This window comes from Parabacteroides gordonii MS-1 = DSM 23371 (genome assembly GCF_000969825.1).
Classification (GTDB): Bacteria; Bacteroidota; Bacteroidia; order Bacteroidales; family Tannerellaceae; genus Parabacteroides; species Parabacteroides gordonii.
This window is the reverse complement of record NZ_KQ033919.1, coordinates 3,604,445-3,628,774: the sequence shown is the minus strand read 5'-3', so window position 1 is coordinate 3,628,774 and position 24,330 is coordinate 3,604,445. Positions and strand designations below refer to the sequence as shown.

At 39.2% G+C, this 24,330-nt stretch carries 27 protein-coding genes and 4 tRNA genes; 13 read left to right on the top strand and 18 right to left on the bottom strand.

The genetic code is table 11. From position 1 onward, the window contains the following. The gene (porQ, locus tag HMPREF1536_RS13820; RefSeq protein ID WP_028729632.1) at nucleotides 1–1,002 is read right to left on the bottom strand and encodes a type IX secretion system protein PorQ; all 1,002 of its coding nucleotides are present in this window, start codon (nucleotides 1,000–1,002) and stop codon (nucleotides 1–3) included. Nucleotides 1,003–1,222: 220 nt separating this feature from the next. On the opposite strand from porQ, the gene HMPREF1536_RS13815 reads away from it, so the two are divergent. From HMPREF1536_RS13815 to HMPREF1536_RS13780, 8 genes are all read left to right on the top strand, one after another. Continuing rightward, nucleotides 1,223–1,912, top strand: coding sequence for an energy transducer TonB (locus tag HMPREF1536_RS13815; RefSeq protein ID WP_028729633.1), 690 nt, complete (start codon nucleotides 1,223–1,225; stop codon nucleotides 1,910–1,912). Between the two features lie 79 nt (nucleotides 1,913–1,991). Beyond that, a complete protein-coding gene (locus HMPREF1536_RS13810) occupies nucleotides 1,992–2,966 on the top strand; it encodes a polyprenyl synthetase family protein (protein WP_028729634.1) in 975 nt (324 codons plus the stop codon). 4 nt (nucleotides 2,967–2,970) lie between these two features. Further along, nucleotides 2,971–3,756 carry a TatD family hydrolase gene (locus tag HMPREF1536_RS13805; RefSeq protein WP_028729635.1) on the top strand — a complete coding sequence of 262 codons (786 nt, stop codon included), beginning with the start codon at nucleotides 2,971–2,973 and terminating at the stop codon, nucleotides 3,754–3,756. A 150-nt stretch (nucleotides 3,757–3,906) separates the two neighbouring features. After that, a tRNA-Ser gene (locus HMPREF1536_RS13800) sits at nucleotides 3,907–3,994 on the top strand. A gap of 81 nt (nucleotides 3,995–4,075) precedes the next feature. Further along, the gene (locus tag HMPREF1536_RS13795) at nucleotides 4,076–4,813 is read left to right on the top strand and encodes a MotA/TolQ/ExbB proton channel family protein (protein ID WP_028729636.1); all 738 of its coding nucleotides are present in this window, start codon (nucleotides 4,076–4,078) and stop codon (nucleotides 4,811–4,813) included. Between the two features lie 9 nt (nucleotides 4,814–4,822). Next, the gene (locus HMPREF1536_RS13790) at nucleotides 4,823–5,296 is read left to right on the top strand and encodes a hypothetical protein (protein ID WP_028729637.1); all 474 of its coding nucleotides are present in this window, start codon (nucleotides 4,823–4,825) and stop codon (nucleotides 5,294–5,296) included. Between the two features lie 36 nt (nucleotides 5,297–5,332). Next, nucleotides 5,333–5,926 (top strand): biopolymer transporter ExbD, encoded by a 594-nt coding sequence (locus HMPREF1536_RS13785; RefSeq protein ID WP_028729638.1) that lies wholly within the window; start codon nucleotides 5,333–5,335, stop codon nucleotides 5,924–5,926. Beyond that, entirely contained in the window at nucleotides 5,926–6,393 is a 468-nt protein-coding gene (locus HMPREF1536_RS13780) for an ExbD/TolR family protein (RefSeq protein WP_028729639.1), read from the top strand. The genes HMPREF1536_RS13785 and HMPREF1536_RS13780 overlap by 1 nt, the downstream gene beginning before the upstream one ends. 72 nt (nucleotides 6,394–6,465) lie before the next feature. Here the strand turns inward: HMPREF1536_RS13780 and HMPREF1536_RS13775 are convergent, their stop codons facing one another. After that, nucleotides 6,466–7,014, bottom strand: a complete 549-nt coding sequence (locus tag HMPREF1536_RS13775; protein ID WP_028729640.1) for a GNAT family N-acetyltransferase — start codon at nucleotides 7,012–7,014, stop codon at nucleotides 6,466–6,468. A gap of 146 nt (nucleotides 7,015–7,160) precedes the next feature. Between HMPREF1536_RS13775 and HMPREF1536_RS13770 the strand changes: the two genes are divergently transcribed. Beyond that, entirely contained in the window at nucleotides 7,161–7,631 is a 471-nt protein-coding gene (locus HMPREF1536_RS13770; RefSeq protein ID WP_007654892.1) for an Lrp/AsnC family transcriptional regulator, read from the top strand. A gap of 80 nt (nucleotides 7,632–7,711) precedes the next feature. Here HMPREF1536_RS13770 and asnS read toward each other — a convergent pair whose 3' ends face one another. The 3 genes from asnS to purB form a co-directional block, all read right to left on the bottom strand. Then, nucleotides 7,712–9,118 (bottom strand): asparagine--tRNA ligase, encoded by a 1,407-nt coding sequence (gene asnS, locus HMPREF1536_RS13765; RefSeq protein WP_028729641.1) that lies wholly within the window; start codon nucleotides 9,116–9,118, stop codon nucleotides 7,712–7,714. A gap of 67 nt (nucleotides 9,119–9,185) precedes the next feature. Further along, on the bottom strand, nucleotides 9,186–10,712 hold the full coding sequence (locus HMPREF1536_RS13760) for a pseudouridine synthase (RefSeq protein ID WP_028729642.1): 1,527 nt from the start codon (nucleotides 10,710–10,712) through the stop codon (nucleotides 9,186–9,188). Nucleotides 10,713–10,773: 61 nt separating this feature from the next. Continuing rightward, the gene (gene purB / locus HMPREF1536_RS13755) at nucleotides 10,774–12,117 is read right to left on the bottom strand and encodes an adenylosuccinate lyase (protein WP_028729643.1); all 1,344 of its coding nucleotides are present in this window, start codon (nucleotides 12,115–12,117) and stop codon (nucleotides 10,774–10,776) included. Nucleotides 12,118–12,355: 238 nt separating this feature from the next. On the opposite strand from purB, the gene HMPREF1536_RS13750 reads away from it, so the two are divergent. The 3 genes from HMPREF1536_RS13750 (at nucleotide 12,356) to HMPREF1536_RS13740 (ending at nucleotide 12,635) form a co-directional block, all read left to right on the top strand. After that, nucleotides 12,356–12,430: transfer RNA gene (locus HMPREF1536_RS13750), tRNA-Val, on the top strand. Between the two features lie 27 nt (nucleotides 12,431–12,457). After that, nucleotides 12,458–12,532 (top strand) — tRNA-Val (locus HMPREF1536_RS13745). A gap of 28 nt (nucleotides 12,533–12,560) precedes the next feature. Beyond that, nucleotides 12,561–12,635 (top strand) — tRNA-Val (locus HMPREF1536_RS13740). Nucleotides 12,636–12,697: 62 nt separating this feature from the next. Here the strand turns inward: HMPREF1536_RS13740 and HMPREF1536_RS13735 are convergent. Continuing rightward, complete coding sequence (locus HMPREF1536_RS13735) at nucleotides 12,698–13,135, bottom strand: DoxX family protein (protein ID WP_028729644.1); 438 nt, start codon at nucleotides 13,133–13,135, stop codon at nucleotides 12,698–12,700. A gap of 310 nt (nucleotides 13,136–13,445) precedes the next feature. On the opposite strand from HMPREF1536_RS13735, the gene HMPREF1536_RS28165 reads away from it, so the two are divergent. After that, entirely contained in the window at nucleotides 13,446–14,762 is a 1,317-nt protein-coding gene (locus tag HMPREF1536_RS28165; RefSeq protein WP_028729645.1) for a tyrosine-type recombinase/integrase, read from the top strand. Between the two features lie 134 nt (nucleotides 14,763–14,896). On the opposite strand, the gene HMPREF1536_RS13725 is transcribed toward HMPREF1536_RS28165, so the two are convergent. The 12 genes from HMPREF1536_RS13725 to HMPREF1536_RS13670 all read right to left on the bottom strand — a co-directional run bounded on the left by HMPREF1536_RS13725 (nucleotide 14,897) and on the right by HMPREF1536_RS13670 (nucleotide 24,204). After that, the gene (locus HMPREF1536_RS13725; protein WP_028729646.1) at nucleotides 14,897–15,346 is read right to left on the bottom strand and encodes a hypothetical protein; all 450 of its coding nucleotides are present in this window, start codon (nucleotides 15,344–15,346) and stop codon (nucleotides 14,897–14,899) included. Continuing rightward, complete coding sequence (locus HMPREF1536_RS13720) at nucleotides 15,347–16,513, bottom strand: hypothetical protein (RefSeq protein ID WP_028729647.1); 1,167 nt, start codon at nucleotides 16,511–16,513, stop codon at nucleotides 15,347–15,349. Next, nucleotides 16,510–17,322 carry a serine/threonine protein kinase gene (locus tag HMPREF1536_RS13715; protein ID WP_052349911.1) on the bottom strand — a complete coding sequence of 271 codons (813 nt, stop codon included), beginning with the start codon at nucleotides 17,320–17,322 and terminating at the stop codon, nucleotides 16,510–16,512. The genes HMPREF1536_RS13720 and HMPREF1536_RS13715 overlap by 4 nt, the downstream gene beginning before the upstream one ends. A gap of 236 nt (nucleotides 17,323–17,558) precedes the next feature. Next, nucleotides 17,559–17,939 carry a hypothetical protein gene (locus tag HMPREF1536_RS13710; protein ID WP_028729648.1) on the bottom strand — a complete coding sequence of 127 codons (381 nt, stop codon included), beginning with the start codon at nucleotides 17,937–17,939 and terminating at the stop codon, nucleotides 17,559–17,561. Nucleotides 17,940–18,022: 83 nt separating this feature from the next. Then, entirely contained in the window at nucleotides 18,023–18,499 is a 477-nt protein-coding gene (locus HMPREF1536_RS13705) for an N-acetylmuramoyl-L-alanine amidase (RefSeq protein ID WP_028729649.1), read from the bottom strand. After that, nucleotides 18,483–18,908, bottom strand: coding sequence for a phage holin family protein (locus HMPREF1536_RS13700; RefSeq protein ID WP_044193321.1), 426 nt, complete (start codon nucleotides 18,906–18,908; stop codon nucleotides 18,483–18,485). The genes HMPREF1536_RS13705 and HMPREF1536_RS13700 overlap by 17 nt, the downstream gene beginning before the upstream one ends. Beyond that, nucleotides 18,908–19,462 carry a DUF6712 family protein gene (locus HMPREF1536_RS13695; protein ID WP_028729651.1) on the bottom strand — a complete coding sequence of 185 codons (555 nt, stop codon included), beginning with the start codon at nucleotides 19,460–19,462 and terminating at the stop codon, nucleotides 18,908–18,910. Before HMPREF1536_RS13695 ends, HMPREF1536_RS13700 begins: the two co-directional genes overlap by 1 nt. Next, nucleotides 19,443–20,612, bottom strand: a complete 1,170-nt coding sequence (locus tag HMPREF1536_RS13690) for a hypothetical protein (protein ID WP_028729652.1) — start codon at nucleotides 20,610–20,612, stop codon at nucleotides 19,443–19,445. Before HMPREF1536_RS13690 ends, HMPREF1536_RS13695 begins: the two co-directional genes overlap by 20 nt. Before the next feature lie 23 nt (nucleotides 20,613–20,635). Continuing rightward, a complete protein-coding gene (locus tag HMPREF1536_RS27665) occupies nucleotides 20,636–21,325 on the bottom strand; it encodes a hypothetical protein (protein WP_150115626.1) in 690 nt (229 codons plus the stop codon). A 12-nt stretch (nucleotides 21,326–21,337) separates the two neighbouring features. Then, nucleotides 21,338–21,928 (bottom strand): hypothetical protein, encoded by a 591-nt coding sequence (locus HMPREF1536_RS13680; protein WP_028729654.1) that lies wholly within the window; start codon nucleotides 21,926–21,928, stop codon nucleotides 21,338–21,340. Nucleotides 21,929–21,973: 45 nt separating this feature from the next. After that, nucleotides 21,974–23,041, bottom strand: coding sequence for a hypothetical protein (locus HMPREF1536_RS13675; RefSeq protein WP_028729655.1), 1,068 nt, complete (start codon nucleotides 23,039–23,041; stop codon nucleotides 21,974–21,976). Nucleotides 23,042–23,052: 11 nt separating this feature from the next. Then, a complete protein-coding gene (locus HMPREF1536_RS13670; protein WP_028729656.1) occupies nucleotides 23,053–24,204 on the bottom strand; it encodes a Clp protease ClpP in 1,152 nt (383 codons plus the stop codon). Between the last annotated feature and the right edge of the window lie 126 nt (nucleotides 24,205–24,330).

Here is a 24,330-nt window from a genome sequence, read left to right as displayed (position 1 = left end):
TCAAGGTTTAAAATCGGCCAGCGTAGTTGAAACACTAACCATCATCGACATCGCCGAAGGATGGTATTTGGCGAAAGAGACACCAACATCAAACATTTTGATCTTTACACCTGCACCGGCAGAGAAACCGGACAGTCCGCTACCTCCTCCCTGCAGTTTCATATCCATCTTGGTTTTCGGGTTAAAGCCTACGCCGATCCAGAAATTTTCACTGGGTATATAATCTACACCAAATACAAAATGCTTAAACAAGGCCTGAGCGAAATTATCTCCCTTATAGTCGGGATCAGTCTTGTCGATATAATCGAATTTCCAACGGTTCAGATGCATGGCTGTAACAGACAAACGGAAAGGCGCATGATTCATCTTCTTTGAAATTCCCATCTGGATGTCCCAAGGCATCTTCTGACGATCATCGTTATAAGGCTTCAACTGGGCTCCGATATTTTTGAATACAAAACCAAACGAAAATTCCTTTTCCGAATTGTAATAGCTCAAACCGGCATCTACCGCAAGCCCTACTGAAGTATAAATATCATAATTGGAATAAAGGAACTTCATAGAGACACCACCACGCCAGCGCTCCGACAGGTCATAAGAGAAAAAACCGTTCACTGCAATATCGTTCGCAGTAAAATCTGCTGTCGGCTGATTATTCTCATCCATCCCTATAAATTTACCATTATGGAAATAATTAACCCCGACACCCCAGGCTCCGCGTTCACGGAATGCTTTTGTGAAAAGGGCACTTCCCACATTCACATCTGCTATATAATTCATATAGTTCAGGTTTATCATACCGTCCATTTCACCACCCAGTAAAGCCGGATTATGAAAAATAAGGGAAGGGTCTCTTTCTATCAGGGACACGGTATGTCCCCCAAGAGCATTAGCCCTGGCTGATGAAGGATAATTCAAAAACGTAAACACCTGCTCTCCGGTTTGTGCCGCGACAGACTGCAAAAAGAACGAAAGGAACAGTACAGATAATATATTTCTCATATTTTTCAACAAAATGCGTACAAAGATATTAATACGGTTATAACATATACCATAAACAGAAACGGAAAAAACAGGAAAAAGGTATATAATCGCTGTTATTTTTCTTCCGGTTCAAAAAAAAATGAAAATACAGAAGTATTTTTCCCTGTTTTCTATTGATATATAAAATAATTTGTATTTTTGCGTACTGGAAAACACATATTTAAACATTATAAAGAGTATGGAAATTAAGAAATCACCGAAAGCGGACTTAGAAGGGGGCAAAACACTCGGTATCCTGATGGGTATGGTTGTTGGTCTGGCCGTTCTATTCGTTGGGTTCGAATGGGGAACCCGTGATATCCAGATCGTCCAAACAGAAGGCGTAGCAGATATCATCGCTGAAGAAGAAATTGAAATTACAAGACCGGAGGACACACCTCCTCCACCTCCTCCACCACCAGCACCTGCTGCAGTAGAACAACTGAACATTGTGGAAGATGATGTCGAACTGGATCAAGTGGATCTTATCTCATCTGAGGACGACCAGAGCTCAGCACAGGTTGAAGCTTACGTTGCACCCGCAGTTGTAGAAGAAGAAGAAGAATCCGCTCAACAGATCTTCACCGTTGTAGAAACAATGCCGGAATTCCCGGGTGGACAAGGAGAATTATTGAAATACCTTGCAAAATCAATCAAGTATCCGGTTATTGCACAGGAAAATGGTATTCAAGGTCGTGTAACTTGTTCGTTCGTTGTAAACCGTGACGGTTCTATCGTTGACGCAGAAGTTATCCGTGGTGTAGACCCATCTTTGGATAAAGAAGCCTTGCGTGTGATCAACAGTATGCCGAAATGGTCTCCTGGTAAGCAGAGAGGTAAACCCGTACGTGTAAAATATACAGTACCTGTAACCTTCAGATTACAATAATAATTTTTAAACATATTAAAAAGGCTGCTGTAAACTTGCAGCCTTTTTTATTTTGTCTTATCCATAATTCAATATCTATATGTTATCTTTCAACAAGATCCTGCAAAAAATAGAAAACGAAATCTCTCAACTCAGTTTCGAATATCCTCCTAAAAGCTTATATGACCCGATCGAATATATCCTGTCATTGGGGGGGAAAAGGATCCGTCCGGCATTAGCATTAATGGCCTGCAACTTATATAAGGAAAATGTAGACAATGTGATCAATCCGGCATTGGGAATAGAAGTATTCCATAACTTCACCCTGTTGCATGATGATTTGATGGATAAAGCGGATAAAAGAAGAAACAAACCGACAGTTCATAAAGTATGGAACGACAACACAGCGATTCTTTCGGGAGACGCAATGTTAATTGCCGCTTATCAACTGATCGGAAAAACAAAACCGGAACACCTGAAAGAAGTGTTCGACCTGTTCACTGCCACAGCTCTCGAGATCTGTGGAGGTCAGCAATATGATATGGAATTTGAATCACGGGCTGACGTGACCGAACCGGAATATATGGAAATGATCCGGTTAAAAACAGCTGTTCTGCTTGCTTGCAGCTTAAAAACAGGAGCCATCATCGGAGGGGCTTCTAAAGAAGATGCGATCCATCTTTATGAATTCGGAATAAACATCGGCCTGGCTTTCCAGTTACAGGATGATCTGCTGGACGTTTATGGAGACACTGCCACATTCGGTAAAAATATCGGTGGAGACATTATCTGCAACAAAAAGACATTTATGCTGATACATGCCTTTGAACTGGCCTCTGCCGGGCAAAAAGCAATTTTAAACAACTGGATCAGCAAAGATACATTTGTACCTGCTGAAAAAATCGAAGCTGTCACTACTATATATAATGAATTGCTTCTGAAAGATATTGTCACTGCTAAAATGCAGAAATACTACGACAAGGCTATGGAACATCTGGCAGAATTAAATGTACCGGCTGAGAAATTAACGATATTAAAAGAAGTTACTAATCATTTAATGTATCGCCAGTCTTAATCGTATGAAGTTAATTGATACGCATAATCATCTGTACCTGGAGGAATTCGACCCGGAGCAAGAAGCACTGGTTGACGCTGCCCTGAAGTCAGGTATCGACACACTGCTTCTGCCGAATGTAGACCTCACAACAATAGACCGGATGCATAATTTATGCGACCGATTCCCCGGTTTCGCCTATCCTATGATGGGATTACACCCGACAAGTGTGGACGAACACTATGCCGAAGCCCTGAAAAAGACAGAATCATATCTCGGTAAACGGCCTTATTGTGCTATCGGAGAAATAGGGATCGACCTGTATTGGGACAAGACATACCTGAAAGAGCAGAAAATTGTATTCGAAGAACAGTTGAAATGGAGTATTGACCTGGATCTCCCAGTCGCAATCCATACAAGAGACGCTTATCCGGAAGTACTGGAAAGCATCCACAAAGTCGGAGCCGATAAACTAACAGGAGTTTTCCATAGTTTTACCGGTACAATTACAGATCTGGAAGAGATTAAGAAATTGAAAAAATTCAAATTGGGTATTAACGGGGTAATCACCTTTAAAAACTCAAAACTGTCGGACACAATTTTATCTACCGACATTAACAGCATAGTACTCGAAACAGACGCTCCATACCTAGCTCCCGTCCCTTACAGAGGGAAAAGAAATGAGCCTATATATATATGGAAAACGGCAGAAAAGGTAGCGGACACATACGGCCTGACACTGGACGAAACAGTAGAAATAACAAGAAAAAACGCGCTGGATTTATTTAAAATTACTAATAAACATGCATAGTTTGACTTTTTCAGCCGATAGACAAAATTTATTCTGTCAGATATTGTGTATATGTCAAGCAAAAACTTTAGATTTGTGCACTGAAACGTTTGGATATGCGATTTTTTTCGTATTTTGCGCTCGTTTTAGAGGAGGCAGGGGCTGAAAATTGGAGAGATGCTCGAGTGGTTGAAGAGGCACGCCTGGAAAGCGTGTAAACCCCTAAAGGGTTTCGCGGGTTCGAATCCCGCTCTCTCCGCTTTAAATACCATGAGGATATTATTAACAACAAAAATAAAAACAAATAAGAGAATTATTAATCTTAAAAATTAAACACACAATGAAAAAGTATTTTGCAAAAACATTCTTGGGTATTTGCGCCCTTGGAACTTCTACCGTAGCATTCGCTCAGGAAGCTACAGAACAAGTTGTTGAAGGTGGCATGTATCAGGCTTTAAAAACAAAGTTTATTGAAGGTGGCGCCGACTTCATGAGTTTGGTTGCTATCGCTTTGATTTTCGGTTTGGCTTTTTGCCTTGAAAGAATTATTTATCTTAATTTGGCTGAAACTAACGCTAACAAGTTATTGAAAGGTATCGAAGATGCACTTGATAAAGGCGATGTTGAAGGTGCAAAAGCTATTGCTCGCGACACAAGAGGCCCTATCGCTTCTATCGCTTATCAGGGATTAATGAGAATTGATCAGGGTATCGACGTTGTTGAAAAATCAATCGTATCTTACGGTGGTGTACAGGGTGGTCTTTTGGAAAAGAACATGTCTTGGATCACATTGTTTATCGCTATGGCTCCGTCATTAGGATTCTTGGGTACTGTAGTAGGTATGGTTATGGCGTTCGATAAAATCGAACAGGTTGGTGATATCAGCCCGACGGTTGTAGCAGGTGGTATGAAAGTGGCCTTGATCACAACAGTAGGTGGTTTGGTTGTTGCATTGATCCTTCAGGTATTCTATAACTATTTATTAAGTAAGTTGGAAGCTATCTTGAACCAGATGGAAGACGCTTCAATCACATTGCTTGATATGGTTATCAAATACAACCTTAAATTCAAAAAATAATTTAGAATTATGGCAGTTACTAAAATAAGAAAAATATCTAGTTGGACATTGCTACTGATATCTATTATCAGCCTTGTTATACTGGGTATGTTCTACGCGGGAGGAGTTGTAGACGCTTCTGCCGAAATGAAGGAGCCTATATATACAGGTTTATTGATCAATTGGACATCTGTTCTATTCTTTGTTACAGCAATTAGTACAGTATTGTTTGCTCTTTGGCAATTCATTACACTATTGCAGACAAGCCCGAAATCAGCATTAGCTTCACTTGTTGTTGTTGTGCTTTTTGCAGCTGTATTGTTCATCACTTACTCAATGGGAGACGCAACTCCTTTGAAGGGTTTGAATGCTGATTCTCAGGAATACAACGTACCTCTTTGGCTTAAAGTAACAGACATGTGGATTTATTCTACTGTTGTTTTGATGGCTTTAATCATCATTGCTGTTGTTGCAGGATCTGTAAAAAGAATGCTTAATAGATAATATAGTAATAACGAATCCGATAAAACAAAAAGCTATATGGCAAAAAAGAAAAGAAAAGTGCCCGCAATGAATGCGACCTCTTCGGCCGATATTGCTTTCATGTTGCTTATCTTCTTCCTTATTACTACTTCAATGGATACAGATAAAGGTTTGGCAAGACGTTTACCGCCTCCTGTACCCAAAGACCAGAAGAAAAACGAAGAAATGGATATCAAAAAGAGAAATATCATGGTCGTGCTGATCAACAGCAACAACCAGATTCTCTGTAATAACGAATTCATTGATATTAAGCAACTGAAAGACAAGGTTAGAGAATTCATTGAGAATCCTTATAACGACGAGCATAAACCGGAAAAAGTAGAAGTAGACGTACCGTTCTTTGGAAAACAAATGGTAACGAAAAATCACGTTATCTCTTTGCAGAACGACCGTGGTACTGAATACCAAGCTTACATCGACGTTCAGAACGAATTGGCAAGAGCCTATAATGAACTGAGAGACGATGTTTCAAGAAAGAAATTCGGTAAAGCTTTCGCTGACCTGGATGAAGAACAACAAAAGGCTGTGCAGATGATTTATCCTCAGAAGATATCAGAAGCAGAACCTAAAAATTATGGAGACAAAAAGTAATGGGAAAATTTAGCAAAGCGGGCGGAAGAGAAATGCCCGAATTAAATACGTCATCATTACCTGACTTGGTATTTGCCTTCTTGTTCTTTATCATGATGGTAACATCTATGCGTGAAGTAACTTTGAAAGTAGTATTCCAGGCTCCTCAGGCTACAGAGCTTCAGAAGTTGGAAAAGAAATCATTGGTAACATTCATCTATGTAGGTAAACCGACTCAGGAATTGAGAGCTAAAATGGGTTCTGAAACCCGTCTACAGCTGAACGATCAAATCGCAGACGTAGATGAAATCCAGGACTACATCGCTCAGGAAAAGTCAAGTATGAAAGAAGAAGACCAGCCGTTTATGACTGTATCTATCAAGGCGGATAAAGAAACCAAGATGGGTGTTATTACAGACGTAAAACAAGCGCTTCGTGAAGCATACGCATTGAAGATTAGTTACTCAGCAAGACAACATGTTGATTAATCAATTCAATAATAAACAAAAAAGGCAGGACTTTAAGTTCTGCCTTTTTTATTGGAGTAAACCGACCTTGATCTACTTAACACCATATACATACCGGTGAATACAAGATTTCACCTCTTCAAAAGCATCTTGTAAATCAATATTACCATAAGTCATCAGACGCATTTCCAGAAACTCCTCTCCCTGGCGGTAAGGCGGCTGATAGTAGACATGATTATCCAGGACATACCCCAGCCGCTCATAGAAGCCGATTCTGCGCTTACTCATCTCCTCCGCAGGTATTTCCACCTCCAGCACAACCGGAAGATCACATAAGGCCATAAACTGCTTCATTGCCTCTGCCCCTATTCCTCCGTTGCGAGCAGACTCGTCAATGGCAAAATGTTCAACATAAACAAAAGAGTCAAATTGCCACGCAGTAATAAAGCCTGCATAAACCTCATTCCTGAATAATGTGTATACAATAAAACGAGACTCCGCCTTCACCAGCTCTCTTACCAAAGAGAACGCTCGTCGTTCGGCCTCCGGAAAGGAGTCATTATATGTCTTTTCTACTTTATCCAATAAAGGATCGGAAAAATCTTTCACCGGCCTGCATTCGATTACCGTACTTAAACTCATACTCTTATAATATTGATTGATTAATAAAAGAAAACTTACGAAATAAAATAATTGGGCGAATTATATCGCCTAATCATTATAGTTTGACTATATTTGTATCTAATTGTAATTTACATAAAAAACAGAAATACAAATATACAGAAATTATGGCACACCATCAACTTGATGAATTAGATGAAAAAATATTGAAACTGATCATAGGAAATGCCCGAATGCCTTTCCTTGAAGTTGCCAGAGAGTGTAACGTATCAGGAGCAGCCATACACCAGAGAATTCAGAAACTTACTAATCTGGGTGTCATCAAAGGTTCTGAGTTTATTGTTGACAACACAAAAGTCGGATATGAGACTTGCGCTTATATGGGATTATTCCTGAAATCACCGGGACAATTCCCCTCCGTAACAGAAGCATTAAAAAAGATCCCCGAAGTAGTGGAATGCCATTACACCACAGGACAATATGACCTGTTCATCAAAATATACGCTAAGAACAACCAGCATTTGTTAAATATCATACACAATAAACTTCAACCTTTGGGATTGGCCCGAACAGAATCGCTGATATCTTTCAAAGAGGCTTTTAAAAGACAGATCCCTATCGATCTGGATGACGAATAGATAATAAAAAAGGGCTTTTCAAATTGAAAAGCCCTTTTTTATTAGGAAAAACTCCCGACATGAAAGCCGGGAAGTTCTATTTAAAATTCTGCATTGTTCGGAGTTCTCGGGAAAGGTATTACGTCACGAATGTTTGTCATACCTGTTACGAACAGCAACAGACGCTCAAATCCCAGACCAAAGCCCGAGTGAGGCGCTGTACCGAAACGACGGGTATCCATATACCACCAGATATCCTTTTCAGGCACACCCATTTCAGAGGCACGTCTGGCCAACTTTTCATAATCCTCTTCACGCTGAGATCCACCGATGATCTCCCCGATCTTCGGGAACAGTACATCCATAGCACGAACAGTCTTTCCATCCTCATTCTGCTTCATATAGAAAGATTTGATCTCTTTCGGATAATCGGTCAAGATTACAGGACATTTGAAATGTTCTTCCACCAGATAACGTTCGTGTTCTGAAGCAAGGTCGGCCCCCCAGAATATCGGGAATTCGAACTTGTGTCCTTTTGCCACTGCCTCTTCGAGGATCTTAACACCTTCGGTATAAGGCAGACGGATAAAGTTATGTTTCAGGACGAATTGCAGACGCTCGATCAGCTCTTTATCAAACATATTGTTCAGGAACTGGATATCATCCATACAGTTATCCAGAGCCCACTGTATACAATATTTGATAAAGTCTTCAGCCAACTGCATATTCTCTGCAATTTCATTGAAGGCAACTTCCGGTTCGATCATCCAGAACTCGGCCAGATGGCGTGGTGTATTGGAGTTTTCAGCACGAAATGTCGGCCCGAATGTATAAATAGCTCCCAAAGACATGGCTGCCAATTCACCCTCCAACTGACCAGATACTGTCAGGCTGGCCTGCTTTCCGAAGAAATCGTCTTCGTAGACGATAGAGCCGTTTTCATCCTTCTTCAAGTCATACAGATTCATTGTAGTTACCTGGAACATCTGTCCGGCACCTTCACAGTCTGAAGCAGTAATGATCGGAGTATGGAAATAGAAGAACCCTCTCTCATGAAAGAACTTGTGGATAGCGATCGCCATATTATGACGGATACGGAACACAGCACCAAATGTATTGGTACGCGGACGTAAATGAGCTATCTCACGCAGGAATTCCAATGAGTGTCCTTTCTTCTGCAACGGATAAGTAGCAGGATCGGCCGTACCGTAAATCTGAATTTCAGTAGCCTGGATCTCTACATTCTGTCCCTGTCCCTGAGATTTTACCAGTTCGCCGTTCACACTGATACAGGCACCGGTAGTGATGGGTTTCAGATATTCTTCACCCAGTTTTTCCACATCCACAACGATCTGAACATTATTTATTGTAGAGCCGTCATTCAGCGCAATAAAGCTGACCTGTTTACTACCACGACGGGTACGTACCCATCCTTTCACGTTAACGGTTGTACCGTAAGCTTCACTTTTCAGTACATCTACAATTTTTGTTCTAGTAATTGTTTCCATGTTTATATGTTTATTCTTAGATAATCAAAACAAGATAGCCGGTATTGACTACCGGCTAATCTTACTATTATTCAAAAGCCCCCATTCGGAGTGCGTTCACCTCACGTTCGTTCAGGTAACGCCATTTACCTCTTCCCAGGTTTCTTTTTGTAAGTCCGGCAAAGTATACACGATCCAGTTTCGTCACATGATATCCCAGTGATTCGAAGATACGACGTACGATACGGTTGCGGCCCGAGTGGATTTCGATACCCACCTGGCTCTTGTCGTCTTCGCTGGCATAGCTGATTGCATCTGCATGGATTTCGCCGTCTTCCAGCTCCAGTCCGTTAGCAATCTTTTCCATGTCTTCGATAGAGACATTCTTATCCAACCATACGTGGTAGATCTTCTTTTTCTTGAATGACGGGTGAGTCAGCTTGGAAGCCAGGTCACCATCATTAGTAAGAAGCAATACACCGGTTGTGTTACGGTCCAGGCGGCCTACCGGATAGATACGTTCCTGACAAGCATTCTTCACCAGATCCATAACGGTAAGACGTTCCTGAGGATCGTCGGATGTAGTTACGCAGTTTTTCGGTTTATTCAATACGATATATACCTTGCTTTCGATCTGCACTGTTTTTTCGTTGAATTCCACTTTGTCCTGACGAGTAATCTTAGTACCCAGTTCGGTAACTACCACATCATTTACTTTTACATTACCTGCTGTGATAAATTCATCAGCCTCACGACGTGAACAAACACCTGCATTAGACAAGAACTTGTTCAGACGGATCGGTTCGTTAGGGTCAGCCAGTACTTCTTTATACTTCAACTGTTTCTGGAAGTTGTACTTGGCATTCGGGTTGTAATCGTTAGTACGGCGCTGCTGGCCACCCGGACGTCTGTTTCCATATCCGCTGTTGTTGCCATATCCACCGCCACGGTTATTACCGTACGAAGGTCTGCCGCCACCACCGCGATTGTCGCGAGAGTCGTAAGAATTGACACGAGTGTCGCCTACTCTCGGTCTTCTTTTCTTCATGCCGTCGCCTGCAGCATCCCCTTCCGGAGAAGCAGAATAGGCTCTGCCCGGTCTTTCGTCATAGTTAGGACGAGAAGGACGGTTGAAACCACCGCCATAAGAACGATCGTTGTTTCCATAAGAAGAGCGATCATTGTTTCCGTAAGAAGGACGATTGTTGCCATAAGAAGGGCGATTGTATCCGCCCTCACGGTTAGAACTATAGCCTCCTTCACGATTCGAATTATAACCTCCTTCACGGTTATTGCTATAACCACCACGATTATTGTCGCGATTGTTGTAAGAAGGTCTGCTGTTATAACCACCACCTTCACGGTTGTCATACGTACGAGGACGACTCGGACGGTCTCCGTAAGATGAGCGGTTATCCCCATAAGAATTATAACCGCCGCGGTCATCCCGGCTTGGGCGGTTATATGGTCTCCGTTCATAGTTGTTTCCCTCAGGTCTGTTGTAACCTTGATTGTAAGGTTTTCTTTCACCTTCCTGATCTGTGTTTTCCCGTCTGATACTTGGTATCACCTTTCTAGGACGCGGTTGAGATTCATCTCTTTCTTCTGTGCTCATTGTTGTAAATTAATAATAATTAATTAATTGGTAACCTCACGGCTACACTTTCTTTCTCACACTAAATACCTGTATAATTATGCGGCGTAATCGCCTTTAATTCAGCTTTTACTGCATCACTAACCTGCAGCGTTTCAATAAAGTCACTGATTGATTTTTCAGTGATTCCTTCATTCGTACGGGTTAAGGCCTTCAGGGCTTCGTAAGGTTTCGGATATCCTTCGCGACGTAATATCGTTTGAATACCTTCCGCTACCACCGCCCAGCAATGATCTAAATCCCGATATAAAGCGTTCTCATTTAATAACAGTTTACCCAGCCCTTTTGTTAAGCTTTTGAATGCGATTTCGATGTGAGCCAAAGGCACACCAACGTTGCGCAACACGGTAGAGTCTGTTAGATCGCGCTGTAAACGGGAGATAGGCAACTTCGTAGCCAGATGTTCCAGGATCGCATTTGCCATGCCCAGGTTACCTTCTGCATTTTCAAAATCGATCGGGTTTACCTTATGAGGCATTGCAGATGAACCGACTTCACCGGCTTTGATCTTCTGTTTGAAGTATTCCATCGAAATATACTGCCAGAAGTCGCGGTTCAGGTCGATCAATATCGTGTTCACCCGTTTCAAACCATCGAAAATAGCAGCCAGATTATCATAATTTGAAATCTGCGTTGTCCATTCCTCACGGCTCAGACCCAGCACTTCGTTCACAAAGTTATTACCGAAAGCTCTCCAGTCGTAGGCCGGATAAGCTACGTGATGTGCATTGAAGTTGCCGGTTGCACCCCCAAACTTGGCAGATACAGGAATTGATTTCAGCAAAGCCACCTGCTGTTCCAGACGATAAACGAACACCATTATTTCTTTTCCCAAACGAGTAGGAGAAGCCGGTTGCCCGTGTGTCTTAGCCAGCATAGAAACATTGCTCCAGTCTTCGGCATATTTTTTCAGCATGTCGATCACTTCCTGGATGCCCGGATAATACACTTCATTCAAGGCATCTTTGATAGACAAAGGCACAGAAGTATTATTAATATCCTGTGATGTCAACCCGAAATGGATAAATTCTTTGTATTCCTGCAAAGCCAGCAGATCAAATTTTTCTTTGATAAAATACTCAACAGCTTTTACGTCATGGTTGGTTACGCTCTCGATCTCCTTGATACGATTTGCATCTTCTACTGAAAACTCCTGGTAAATTTTACGCAATGCTTCCTTGTTTTCCACTGTAGCCAGGCTATTCAATTGTGGAAGAAACTCAGCAAGAGTAATAAAATACTCTATCTCTACCTGCACTCTATACTTGATAAGTGCATACTCCGAGAAGTAAGCCGCCAGGTTTTCGGCTTTATTTCTATATCGTCCATCCACGGGCGATATGGCAGTTAGTGTCGAAAATATCATATTCATTTAGTTTATACACCGATAACCCTGAGTGTACGGGCGATATGCCAGCCATATCGATTACTTCATGTACATTAATAATATAGAATTGCAAAGTTACTATATTTCTTCATACTAAATGGCAGTAATGAATTTTTTTTCAACTTTTTTGCCGAAATGTTTGGAGGTAATAAAAAAAGCCGTATCTTTGCAGCGCTTTAGAGAGATAAGGCGTACAAAATTTACTGAAGTAATGAAAGGGCGTTTAGCTCAGCTGGTTCAGAGCATCTGCCTTACAAGCAGAGGGTCGGCGGTTCGAATCCGTCAACGCCCACCTTTCATACCAAATTGATTTCAACTTGGGCGTTTAGCTCAGCTGGTTCAGAGCATCTGCCTTACAAGCAGAGGGTCGGCGGTTCGAATCCGTCAACGCCCACTCATTCATACCAAATTGATTTCAATTCGGGCGTTTAGCTCAGCTGGTTCAGAGCATCTGCCTTACAAGCAGAGGGTCGGCGGTTCGAATCCGTCAACGCCCACTAAATAAAAAGTCCGTTAGTCGAAAGATTAACGGACTTTTCTTTTATATCACATTTATACATCACCTTCTTTTCGACAGAGGCACAGAGATAAACCTGTCTATCGAGAATTTACCCGGCCCGGTTATATACATTAATATAAATACGACCAAATAAATAAAGGCAAGCTCTTTTACCGCAAAAGCATCATTACCGTGAATAACGAAAAATGCCATACACATGGTAAAGATCATCGGGATCATAGCCAGGCGGTACAAGGCACCAAAGATAAATCCTATCGAACAAGCCAGTTCCCCAAAGATAGCAAGCCCCAGTGAAACCTGGCTACCAACTCCCAGCGGATCAGGGAATACAGCCGACATTTCCGAATAGTTAGTCCATTTCTGGATACCATGAGTTAATAACAATCCTCCGAAAAGGATACGTAACGCCAATAACAACAGTGAAATAGTTGTTCCGTCCGGCTTAGACGGGAATAAAAATCTGTATATCGCCAACATATTATCTAGTTTTTACATAAGATTAATAACTATATATAAAACAAAGGAAGTAAAGAAATGTTCATTGCTTCCACTCCTTGTAACCTAATAGCTTTCTAACTACAAATGATACACTATAAAATACAAAAAGCGACACCCTGTTAAAGATGTCGCTTTTGTTTACTGCCGTTTAATGTGACCCGGGAGGGATTAAAGCATTTGTTTATCATTAAATTAAACACATGCATTATCACTTTTTTCAGGCATTACTATTTTTTGACTATATTCGCATTCACAACATTTACACAAATCGTTCCAAAATTCGTTCCAAATGGCAAATAAGATAAATCCGTTCCTTGTTGACAAAAGTAAAGAAACAACATCTATACAGTTTATCATTAGAAAAAATGGAGAAAGATATCGTTACACTCCAGGTATATCTATTCGGACCGAACACTGGATCGATAGCCAACGCTGGTGTCGTGAAGGCAAAAAGTATCCTGATGGCTTTCTAAAAAACGAACAGATAAAAAAATATATCAATATCATAGATTCAGTATTTATCGAATTTGACAAGGAATTGATTACTCCAACCCAGCAATCATTCAAAAAGGCCGTTGATAGCAAAATTGCACAAATAAATGAGGGAGCCGGAGGTGTAGTAAAAGATGACTCTCTTTTAACTAATTATATATCGAACTATATCCAGACATGCGATAAAACGACTGGTACATATAGGAACTATCAAAATTTACTCAATCATCTTGTCGCATACGAACAAGAAACAGGTTACAAACTTCGTTTCTCTAACATAAACATGGACTTCTATAATGGGTTCCGTACACATATGCTCACAAAGACATATACCATAAAGAACCAACAACGTCATTATTCCAAAAACTATATAGGAGGACTGTTCAAGATGATAACCAAATTCATGAATGAATCTGCCGGAGAACTACATAACAACACAGCTTATATAGATAAAAGGTTCAAAAAAGAAAAGGAGGAAACTGATTCGATATACCTTACAAAGAAAGAGGTCCAAAAGATTTTCGATCTAAATATTACTGCTGAGATGGTTCAAACTTTCTTTAAAAATGTTCGACCATCCGGTATCACCCGAAAAGTAAAAGCGTTGAACGATGCCCGCCTTATATTTCTTGTTGGTTGCTATACCGGTCTCCGGATATCAGACTATTCACGCATTGAGGACTTCAACATAGATAAAGAACTCATCAAAATACGTACTCAGAAAACAAATAAAATTGTTTCTATACCAATACATAAAAACTTCCGGACCCTATTGAATAAAACAAATGTCATGAGTATTAAAATGTCGGATCAAAGATTGAATGACCATATAAAAGAACTTGGCTTAATTGCCGGTATAACAGATGAAGTGAAAATTTCTAAAACTGAAGGTGGAGTTATCAATACATATACATATAATAAGAACGAATGTATATCTACACATACGGCACGTAGATCATTTGCTACTAACTTATACTTTTCCGGAGCAGACATCTTTGTTATAAAGGATTTATTAGGACATTCTAAAATTGAGACTACAATCAAATACTTAAAAGTGTCTATTGAAGAAAATGCCAGACGGATAGCAGATAATTCCTTTTTTAAAGGAGAATAAAGAAAAAAGGCCTCCAACCCGTGGAAGCCCTTCCGTCTTAAAGACTTTGATTGATTAATTTTGATATTTCCGAATGTTTTAGACCTATATTCTTTAAAGAATTGGCTAAAATTTTATCACCAGTCAATAAAATATCACAAAATAGAATCGATAGTCCGAATAGCTTTTTTCCTAGAAGCTCTAACTTTCTGTACAACCTTCCGACGCATATCTTCATTATAAGGCTTTTGAGTCATAGGCCTATACAAAATAGTAAACTGACTATCGGTAAAAGAGACTAATCCTATGTTATACTGACGAAACATGTTAATATTTTCCAAAGCATTATGAACTGTCTTTTCTGGTAGAACGACATAAGTTCTATCAGAAAAACTTCGATATCTAAAAGCCTGAATAATTGCACATTTCCAATTTGCTAATTTCAATTCAAAAGACACAATACTAATATTATTATTATCTTTTGAAAAACAGACATAATCAGGTATACCAAAAAGCCCCTTAAATTCTTTAAAATAAGTCTTACCAAAATTCTCCCTTAAATAAGACTCAAAATCCTTTGACATTAAAGCTTCTGACCTATACATTTACAATCCCTTTCTAAAAGCTCTTAACACATTAAACCATATTGGTAGATGTGAATCATCACTATCACCATCTAACAAAATATCTCTTTTTATAATCACATAATTATTTAGAGCATTTTCTATTTGTTTTAATAAACAATCTATTCGACTCATTTGTTCATCAGGTAATTTTTTTATCTGATGAACAAAGACTTCAAAGTAATGTTTATATAATTCTGATTTGGCAAAATGCCATTTATATTCTTTTCCTGTTAAGTTAAACATTAATGGCTTATAAACAGAATCATCAAAGTAGTCAATATAATCAGGTATTAAAGACTTCATTGATTGAATATAGTTATATTCCATCCACTGTAATAAATGTGTACTATACAAACGAGGATTAGGACTTCTTTTAGAACCTTCAGATACAACAAAACGAGAAATTTTAAAAGATCGCAAATTCTCATAAGACCCAATCGTTATTGAATCTGGCATAGCTGCACTATAAAGTAAACCTTCTGTATTACAATACCCTACATGCACTTCCATATCATTCATTTTTAATATTTTAATAAAGGTAAGCACATTTAACAGATAATCAAAATCTTTTATTTGTTTACTAGAAAAAGAATTTTCAAAAATAATATAAACTCCACATATACCAGATATACCTGTTATCCAATTTAAAAGTCTATTTCTTTTTTCTGTATCAACTATAAATATCTGTTTAACAATAATAGATAATAAAAATGGCTTTTGAATATTTTTTTCTCTTTTATAATCAAGAAATGGAACAATAAAATTCCGCATAGACAATTCATAAAACCTTGATGGTATTTCATCATAATAACGACTAGGTATGACCACATATTCAAATTCATTATCAACCTGAAAATCGGTACAACTTTCAGCCAATTTTTCAGGCATTGTATCCAAATCCACCGTAGAAAAATCAGCTTTTATATTTGTTGGAAAAAAAGGATAAGTTATATTAGATGCCTTCTCCTTATTCAACAAATAAAGCTGTGGATCTAAAAAAGAATGTTGCTTTATTAAGACCGGTAAACCGGATAGTTTTTTAGCATCCATATTAATTGGTGAAAAGATCAAACCATCACCTATACCTAAATTATAACTGTCAATATTCCAATTGTCCCTAAATCCTAATTGATGATATACTTTCATACTAACGACGTTTCAATAAATTGTTTAAATAACAAATAATTACGAAATCTATTATAAGGCTGTGTCTGAAGAAGACGACGACAAAGAGCACTTATATTAGGATTCTCAGCTTTTGAAGGAGTTGATAAAACATACTTATTTGCAAGAATATTTTCAACAATAGACATAGTTCCTTCATTTAATTGAGGAGAAAAAGGATGTTCCCCTAAGTACATTTCAAGAATCATAATACCCAATGCAAAAAAATCTGTTCGCTGATCTATTATATTCTTTTCATTATTCAGTTGTTCTGGGGACGCATACCCAAGAGAACAAGGTCCATACATTTGTAAAGTGTTTGTTAAAGACTCTTTTTCCAAAAAACGAGCAATACCAAAATCTATAATACAAGGTTTTCCATTTGGACGAATAATAATATTCTCGGGCTTTAAATCTCGATGAACAATATTTTTATCCCAAACGATCGATAAGCCATCTATCAAATTAATAATTAGCGTTTTAATAGAAGACCAATCATTATAATTTTTCATTACATTTCTCAATGGTTCTCCTTCAATATACTCTTCAATAATAGTAAACTTATTATCCGCTATGTCAAAATTTGAACCATAATTTTTAGGGAAAAATTCAGAATCCAATTGACTAAGCAAATTTATTTCACGTCCAATTCTCTCCCAAGAAGACATACTAGCTATTTGAGCTTCTTTGATTAAAACCACAGAATGATCTTTCCTATTTTGAGCTAAATAGACTACTTTCTGCCCTCCTTTAGCCAACAATCTTAATATTTCGAATGCATCTTTATCCATAGGTGACTGTATTAGTTATGCAAAACTATACAAAATATACAAACAAATAATCCATTAAGCTTTATATTTTTCATTTTCTAAAACTAAAATTCATGACATTAAACATATGCCATCTAAATCATAGACTATCAACACCTTAATTCTAAGTAAAAAATTTCCTTCAAAAAAACCACCTTATCTATCTCAGACTAGGTGATCTCCATTACTAACTAAACTATATACTATGAGAAAAAATACTATTTAAAATTCTTAGCTATCCACAAGCCCATGCAACCGAATAGAATAACAATCAGCCCAAATACCCAGCTAGGTAAAACAGACTTCCGATCAATCAACACATCATCTGTAACGAATTCTTTTATACTTTCATCTTTTACCTGGATAGATGTATCAGTTTCCTGCCTATCACAATTCTCTTCTGTTGTCACCGATCGTTTTTGTTCGGAAAGGATATCCATCTGGGTAGTCTTTACAATATATTGATTCCCGATACTGTCCGGCTTGGATAACTCTGTTATAGTTATGATACCGGTTCCTTTATACTCCAGTAACTCCGTAATTGTCCGCTGAACAGATTCCGTGACATGGGAACTATCCTTTTGGCTGCTGATAGCCATACTAACCGTTTCCGATCTGTAACTCTGCTTTTTAGAACCGCACCCGGATAAAAAAAACAGACACCAAAGTATTATCCCCCATTTCATGGTTTCACATTCACATAGGGAAGGAACGAAGTAAATTCACTCTGTACGTCAAAGCAGGGACAAACCTTTAACCATTCAAAAGGTTCAATCACACCATTACCATTAAGATCAGGTGAATAATCTCGATGTCCCTTTACTTCTATAACGTTCGGATACTTCCGGCACAATTCATTCACCAATTCACTGATGGCAGCCTTTTGCGCTTCGGTACGGGTATCTTTGGGATTTCCGGAACCATCTAGCCCACCGACATAACAAATGCCTATACTGTTCGCATTGTGCCCAGAAACGTGCGCCCCGGCTTTTTCTACTGGTCGCCCTTTATGAACTGATCCATCAGCATAAACTACGTAATGATAGCCGATACCGTTCCATCCGCGTGCCCGATGCATTTTATCAATATCCACAACTGTTAGGGGTTGTCCCTCCCGCGATGCAGTACAATGTATTATGATTTTATTTATCTGTCTCATTTTTATCACCTTCTATTTCTATTATATCCATTTTCTTTCCAAAGAAATTCAAGAACTTCACCTTTACATGCTTTCCACGTGCCGCAAAGTAGTTGACATATATACTTTCTAACTCAACACCGTATATAACAAGTAGGATTATAAGCGGTAGCAAGTCGATCCCAAATGGTTGCCCGAAAGCCTGGCCGAACGAATAAGCCATTACAACCCAAATGATATAACTTGTAATCTTATCCATTGTACGCCGGACAGCCCGTGATCGTTTGATCGGGTCTTTCCGGTATCGTGATGCAGCAATACCGAACTTCAGATCACCCAGCGTCAGCACTAAAGCCAGGAAGAAAAGCCATTTCGCCCAAGCGAAAAATTCAATCAGTCCAAAAAGGAATTTATCTGTATAGTTCTCCATCAGTCCCCTATTTTAGAAATTACAGGACCACGAACCGGAGTAATGCTTCCTTTTCTCCATTTAGGGAACTTATCTGAATTATGCTTGATATACCGGAGACAATCATTCATCAGTTCCTCGGCCACAGAAAAAGCATCCTTATATTCTTCCTGCTTTTCTTTTAACTCTGCATGTGAGCTATATTCAACCTGATTCTGCATCAATCCCACCCGTGACAGGTTCCTGTCTCCATGTTTAACCAAACGAGCATAAACAAAGTATTTCAGTGCTTTTTCAAGACCTGAAAATATAAATTCATCATTTCCATTTTTATAGATACCACCATGAAGCAAATTATCATAGGCATCGTTAGCTGGTTCTCCTTCAGATCGATTGACATACCGGAGCAAATCAATGAAAAGGTTATCACCTAAAGCATTTTTGATATCCTGCTGCTGGGATTCATCAATGTAGACAAGTGTTTTTTCAACATCTACATGCGTCGACATGGGGCGAACGGTAGTCTTTACACTATCTACGTCCGTTAATTGCTTATTAAACAGATTGGACTTCATAACTTAAAGGAATTAATGAATAGTCGTTTGTTTGATTAACCGGATATGCAAAATGTGAGAACACAGACCGGAAACTTTGTTCCATCAGGACACGCTCGTCGATCGTCATAGCATTATAAAAGTTAAAGGCATCATTAATAATGTCGTTTGAAAACCCCAGTGCACCGGAACGAATACGGTAAAATACCTCCTGATTGAACGCTGCATGTATTTCCTCCGCTACAGCATCCTTTGTTACAGTAAAGTCTTTATCGAAGTTCTTGGTTGGGAACTCGACAAATTGAGGAACATCGTCTCCATCTTCACGCCCTACACCTAAAATTTTACATGCTTCGGAATCACCTTGAAAATCTTTAAATTTCGCTGCATCAAAACCATTCTGATATTCTGTCCCTTCAACCCAATTTCCATCTTTATCTTCTACCATGACTTTCTGTCCTTTGGGATAAACGAACATACCCATCGGCAAAAAATTACTTCGGACATTACGATAACGAACATTTGCCAAACCTTCATCGGTGCTTATATCAGTAATGGCACTGTCGTAAATGGTAGATGGATAGACCATGAACCCATCTTTTGACACATATAACGTCTGACCTTTATAAGCTTCGATACCTCCAGCTTCCACAATTTGAGATAGTACAACGTCTGGATTGGGATTAAACACATCTGTATAGGCAATGGTACTTTTACTGGGTTTCTTGATCTTTTTCCTACCTTTCGAACAGATCCAATCTGGGTGTATGGCGATTTCGGCTATATATCCAGCATCGTCTTCAATGCCCAGTCGGCAGTCTTCAAAAGGAATATGCTCAACGCTAGTGATCTCACATAGAAGATTGTAATTTATGTGCAAAGCAAATCCACCAAATTTTGCCAAATCATCAGAACAGAGCCTTAGCAAAGTATCACATGTCTGGCCTTTCATATTGACAATAGACTTGTAAAATAAGGAATCTTTGAAACCTGCACCTCTAATAAATTTTGCATACCGGCCAACACAACTTTTTGCATTGCTGGAAGCACCCAACAGTTGCAATATCATCTGAGGATAGTTATTCCCCTTTCCATAACTTTGTATATCCAGGTTGGTTACATCTGCTACAGGAATACGTATTTTCGGTATTTTTACTTCATCAATTGTCATATTTCACAAGTCTATTGTATCAATTAATCTACTTCCGTCTGATCCTGATTTTTTCCGTTCTCCAATGCACCATCTTTACCCGGATCATCTGTTTTCTTCTCACTTTCTGCCTTCAATTGTTCAGATGCCTCTTTCAGTAAAGAATCAATATACTTTTTCGTTACTTTCACATCACCAACCTTATCAAAGGTCACAAAATGCTCCTTTACAGCTCTTTTTGTCATACCTTCAATAAGCATTCTTTTCATATCGGCGATAGCATCCAATTCGGCAGGAGTTAATTCAACAGGAATATGTTCTTTCCCTGACAACTTTTCCAAATATTCTGCAACATCATCCTTCCATCCATCAGGCAGACGTTCAAAATACTTACTGTTTTTTTCATCCAAAGACAAAAATTCGATCGCTAACTCATCCGTACAATTCTGGTACACGATCATACGACTGGAACCAAAGCCAAGAGGCATACACACACCTCTGGCAATCTGATATCTTTTTTCTTTCATACGTTCCTCAAATAATATTCGATTAGTTTTATAAAAGTTGACGAGTTCCATCAACGCATCAAAATAGCAGTTCCTACAAGTGTAGGATATTTTGCGACATAGAGCTTTAGAAGCCAAAGAAACGAGCGTATCCCGTTCTTGCGGTGTTTCTTTCCGAAGACGAAAACGCTCGATCACTTCATTTGTCAATAGTTCATCCACTCTCATACCTATACAGTATTAAGCTGCTGCAATCAAACTATCAAACAAAGCCTTTGTCGTTTCATAATCAGTTTTATGCAGGAACAAACCTGATTTCGGGGCCCGTTCTTCTGTCAACACAGCTTTCCAACCTCCTTCAGTTTCCTCACTGTATTTGTCATTCTCCAATGTCGTTGCAGTCATACCCTGATAAAAACCGGAAACCTGGAATGCAGCATCTTTCGTTGTACCTTTATGTTTATTTTCATAAACGACAACAAACGTCCCATTTGCCAAACCATCAATAATGCTTTCGCTAGTCTCCGGTCCGTTGTCAAGGATCACAATTGCAAACTCATTATTGAATGTATTTACATAGGTTCCAACATTCAGACTTGTTTTAGTCCCGGTAAAGGGTGTTTTGCCCGGCACGAAACATTTATATCCTTTCTTTCCTGTCTTCAAAACAAGAGCCTCAAGAACATTGCTTTTTCCTGTAGCAAACACGCTTTTTGCAAAATCAATATCTGAACGATTAATGATTACTGCATTAGCTTCCAAACCACGAGTAACTGGTGTATCACAGTTGATATCAATATCTTTTTTAATTAAACTTTCGCAATCTGCCATATCTATGAGTATTTGATGGGGTACAGAATACCATACCCCGGATTATTAATAAGCAGCATGAATCAGTTCGTCCTCTTTGATAAGAGTACCGATCTTACCCGTTGAATAGATATAGTTCATACGTTCTTTACGTTCGAACCACACATCAAGTTCTGAAATAGCAGAACTACCCGGATAGCCCATGAGCAACTGACTGGGTGAAGTATATACAGCACGATGCGGTAAATTCAACTTTGTATCATTATCCTGATATTTTTTTGTGAATCGGTCAAACAAAGAGATAGAATAAACTTTCACACCATCCCACTCAGAGACTTTTAGACCATCAAACAGAACCTGCCACGGCATAATCGTATTATAGGTTTGTTTTGCATCCCAGGCTAAAGCATCAGCCAAAGATTTCGTACAGAAAATAGCCGATCCGTCCATTGCCTCAATGCGTCCATCTGCATCCATTCGGATTTTTTCAAACAAAGATGTTGCAACACCTTTTGTCAATAATCCTGATTTCTGGGTTGCATAAGATGCAGTGTCATTCGCTGAGATTGCTGTATATTGATTAGAGTTCCCGGCTGCAATAGCAAAAATACGTTTCCAAAAACCGTCGGCCATCGTAAACAAAGTTGGATCGACACCTGATGTCAACACACCTCCATCAGCATTATTTTTCGCGTCTTTATCACCATACCAGGCAATACGCCACATCATTTTCCGCATAGCATCTTCCAGTTTGGGTAATACAATATAATCCATGTACTCCGTAGATGTCAGATCACCGATTTCAGTACCTGTTTTCAAACAATATTCAGCGATAGTTCCTTCCAAATCCTCATAACAGAGATTAAGAGGTATTTGCCAATCACCAAGTTCCCATTGTTTTTCAGCAGCTGGGATACCTACAGATTTATAGGTGGGATTACATCCTGAACCTTCATTACCTACATCTTCCATTTCACCAATGAAACCAAGGCGTTGGCCATGTACCACTCCCCCCATAGAGGTGAGAACCTGTTCCAGAATCTCATCCTGGAATACAGTCATGTTTAACAAATCACGCAGACTCTTTATAGCATGATTTGTAGGAGTTAATTTCGTAAAATCTAACTTAGGCATATAAACAATTTTTATTTGTTAAACTTCTTTTTATGGGCTTCGCGTTTTTCAGCAAGCTTTTTATCGATCAAAGATACCGGATCACCATTTCCACCCTGAGCACCTTGATTCCCCTGGAAACCTCGCGCATCAGGAACATAGCTACTTGCAATTTTCTTCAAGCCTTCCAAACCTCCCATAGTTTTGACCTTATTCAAAATTACAAGTTCGTCCTGGCTTTTAGCCTGAGCACGCAAAGACGTTAGTTCAGCTTCCAATTCCGCTATTCGCGCATTGGCAGCATCCAATTCGTCATTATTATTTTTCTCTTCCGGATCGCGGATTTCTGTTATTACTCCACCTTCTACGACGATTGTACTTCCATCCGGCATAAGATGTTCTCCGTCCGGGGATGCTGTATCACCGACCTGTGGTTCCCCTTCTTCACGTTCTACTGTTAAAGTACTTCCGTCTGCCGTTGACAGATCAAGACTGACAATCGGAGCTTTAACGACTCCTAATGCTACTCCTAGCATTTGAAAAGCCTGTGCTACTGTTACTTTTTTTTCTTGATTCATATTATTTGTTTTTGAGTGATTCCATTTCTTTGGTTGCTTTTCCTTTGCGGATATAGGAGGCTTCACCTCGGATATAAAGCCTAATTCCTTTGCTTTATCCATATCAACAAATTTATCCTCCGCCATAAGGGCACGCAGTACATCTTCCTCGGAGCCGGTACGATCAACGTATAGATTCACGATCTTTGTCGTTTCGACCTCTAAGTCCTCCGCCATACGTCGTAAATCTTCTGCATCATAAGCATCAGCCAAAGTGTAAGGCGGTATATAAGGATTATGTATCAATAGTGTAGCATTCTGATAGGCATAACGTCGTTCTTTAGGAGCAGCCAACAAAAGGACAGAAGCCATAGATGCACATTTACCTTCAATAATGGCTGTTATTTCTTTACCCGTTGAACGTAACTTATCATAAATGGTCCACCCCTCCATACAATTACCACCACGACAATTCAATCGTAACTCTATATTGTTATCGTCTTCCGGAATACTTTCAATGAAAGCATCGACGGAATCAAAGGAAGTTCCGTCCACTCCGATCCAAAACAAGTTCATTTGCCTTGTCTCTTCATCTACTATATCGCTGTGAATCTTTAATACCGCCATATTTAAATATCTTTTTGTACAAATTTATATCATATTGTACATTAAGAGAGAAGATAAAATGAAAAAGCACTGCACATATTTTGCAGTAATAAAAAAAGGCCATACCGATAAAACGATACTGCCTAT

Bases quoted from the DNA above. Each gene is read 5' to 3' on its own strand.
- porQ (WP_028729632.1), bottom strand. From the start codon at position 1,002: ATGAGAAATATATTATCTGTACTGTTCCTTTCGTTCTTTTTGCAGTCT.
- HMPREF1536_RS13815 (WP_028729633.1), top strand. From the start codon at position 1,223: ATGGAAATTAAGAAATCACCGAAAGCGGACTTAGAAGGGGGCAAAACA.
- HMPREF1536_RS13810 (WP_028729634.1), top strand. From the start codon at position 1,992: ATGTTATCTTTCAACAAGATCCTGCAAAAAATAGAAAACGAAATCTCT.
- HMPREF1536_RS13805 (WP_028729635.1), top strand. From the start codon at position 2,971: ATGAAGTTAATTGATACGCATAATCATCTGTACCTGGAGGAATTCGAC.
- HMPREF1536_RS13795 (WP_028729636.1), top strand. From the start codon at position 4,076: ATGAAAAAGTATTTTGCAAAAACATTCTTGGGTATTTGCGCCCTTGGA.
- HMPREF1536_RS13790 (WP_028729637.1), top strand. From the start codon at position 4,823: ATGGCAGTTACTAAAATAAGAAAAATATCTAGTTGGACATTGCTACTG.
- HMPREF1536_RS13785 (WP_028729638.1), top strand. From the start codon at position 5,333: ATGGCAAAAAAGAAAAGAAAAGTGCCCGCAATGAATGCGACCTCTTCG.
- HMPREF1536_RS13780 (WP_028729639.1), top strand. From the start codon at position 5,926: ATGGGAAAATTTAGCAAAGCGGGCGGAAGAGAAATGCCCGAATTAAAT.
- HMPREF1536_RS13775 (WP_028729640.1), bottom strand. From the start codon at position 7,014: ATGAGTTTAAGTACGGTAATCGAATGCAGGCCGGTGAAAGATTTTTCC.
- HMPREF1536_RS13770 (WP_007654892.1), top strand. From the start codon at position 7,161: ATGGCACACCATCAACTTGATGAATTAGATGAAAAAATATTGAAACTG.
- asnS (WP_028729641.1), bottom strand. From the start codon at position 9,118: ATGGAAACAATTACTAGAACAAAAATTGTAGATGTACTGAAAAGTGAA.
- HMPREF1536_RS13760 (WP_028729642.1), bottom strand. From the start codon at position 10,712: ATGAGCACAGAAGAAAGAGATGAATCTCAACCGCGTCCTAGAAAGGTG.
- purB (WP_028729643.1), bottom strand. From the start codon at position 12,117: ATGATATTTTCGACACTAACTGCCATATCGCCCGTGGATGGACGATAT.
- HMPREF1536_RS13735 (WP_028729644.1), bottom strand. From the start codon at position 13,135: ATGTTGGCGATATACAGATTTTTATTCCCGTCTAAGCCGGACGGAACA.
- HMPREF1536_RS28165 (WP_028729645.1), top strand. From the start codon at position 13,446: ATGGCAAATAAGATAAATCCGTTCCTTGTTGACAAAAGTAAAGAAACA.
- HMPREF1536_RS13725 (WP_028729646.1), bottom strand. From the start codon at position 15,346: ATGTATAGGTCAGAAGCTTTAATGTCAAAGGATTTTGAGTCTTATTTA.
- HMPREF1536_RS13720 (WP_028729647.1), bottom strand. From the start codon at position 16,513: ATGAAAGTATATCATCAATTAGGATTTAGGGACAATTGGAATATTGAC.
- HMPREF1536_RS13715 (WP_052349911.1), bottom strand. From the start codon at position 17,322: ATGGATAAAGATGCATTCGAAATATTAAGATTGTTGGCTAAAGGAGGG.
- HMPREF1536_RS13710 (WP_028729648.1), bottom strand. From the start codon at position 17,939: ATGGCTATCAGCAGCCAAAAGGATAGTTCCCATGTCACGGAATCTGTT.
- HMPREF1536_RS13705 (WP_028729649.1), bottom strand. From the start codon at position 18,499: ATGAGACAGATAAATAAAATCATAATACATTGTACTGCATCGCGGGAG.
- HMPREF1536_RS13700 (WP_044193321.1), bottom strand. From the start codon at position 18,908: ATGGAGAACTATACAGATAAATTCCTTTTTGGACTGATTGAATTTTTC.
- HMPREF1536_RS13695 (WP_028729651.1), bottom strand. From the start codon at position 19,462: ATGAAGTCCAATCTGTTTAATAAGCAATTAACGGACGTAGATAGTGTA.
- HMPREF1536_RS13690 (WP_028729652.1), bottom strand. From the start codon at position 20,612: ATGACAATTGATGAAGTAAAAATACCGAAAATACGTATTCCTGTAGCA.
- HMPREF1536_RS27665 (WP_150115626.1), bottom strand. From the start codon at position 21,325: ATGAGAGTGGATGAACTATTGACAAATGAAGTGATCGAGCGTTTTCGT.
- HMPREF1536_RS13680 (WP_028729654.1), bottom strand. From the start codon at position 21,928: ATGGCAGATTGCGAAAGTTTAATTAAAAAAGATATTGATATCAACTGT.
- HMPREF1536_RS13675 (WP_028729655.1), bottom strand. From the start codon at position 23,041: ATGCCTAAGTTAGATTTTACGAAATTAACTCCTACAAATCATGCTATA.
- HMPREF1536_RS13670 (WP_028729656.1), bottom strand. From the start codon at position 24,204: ATGGCGGTATTAAAGATTCACAGCGATATAGTAGATGAAGAGACAAGG.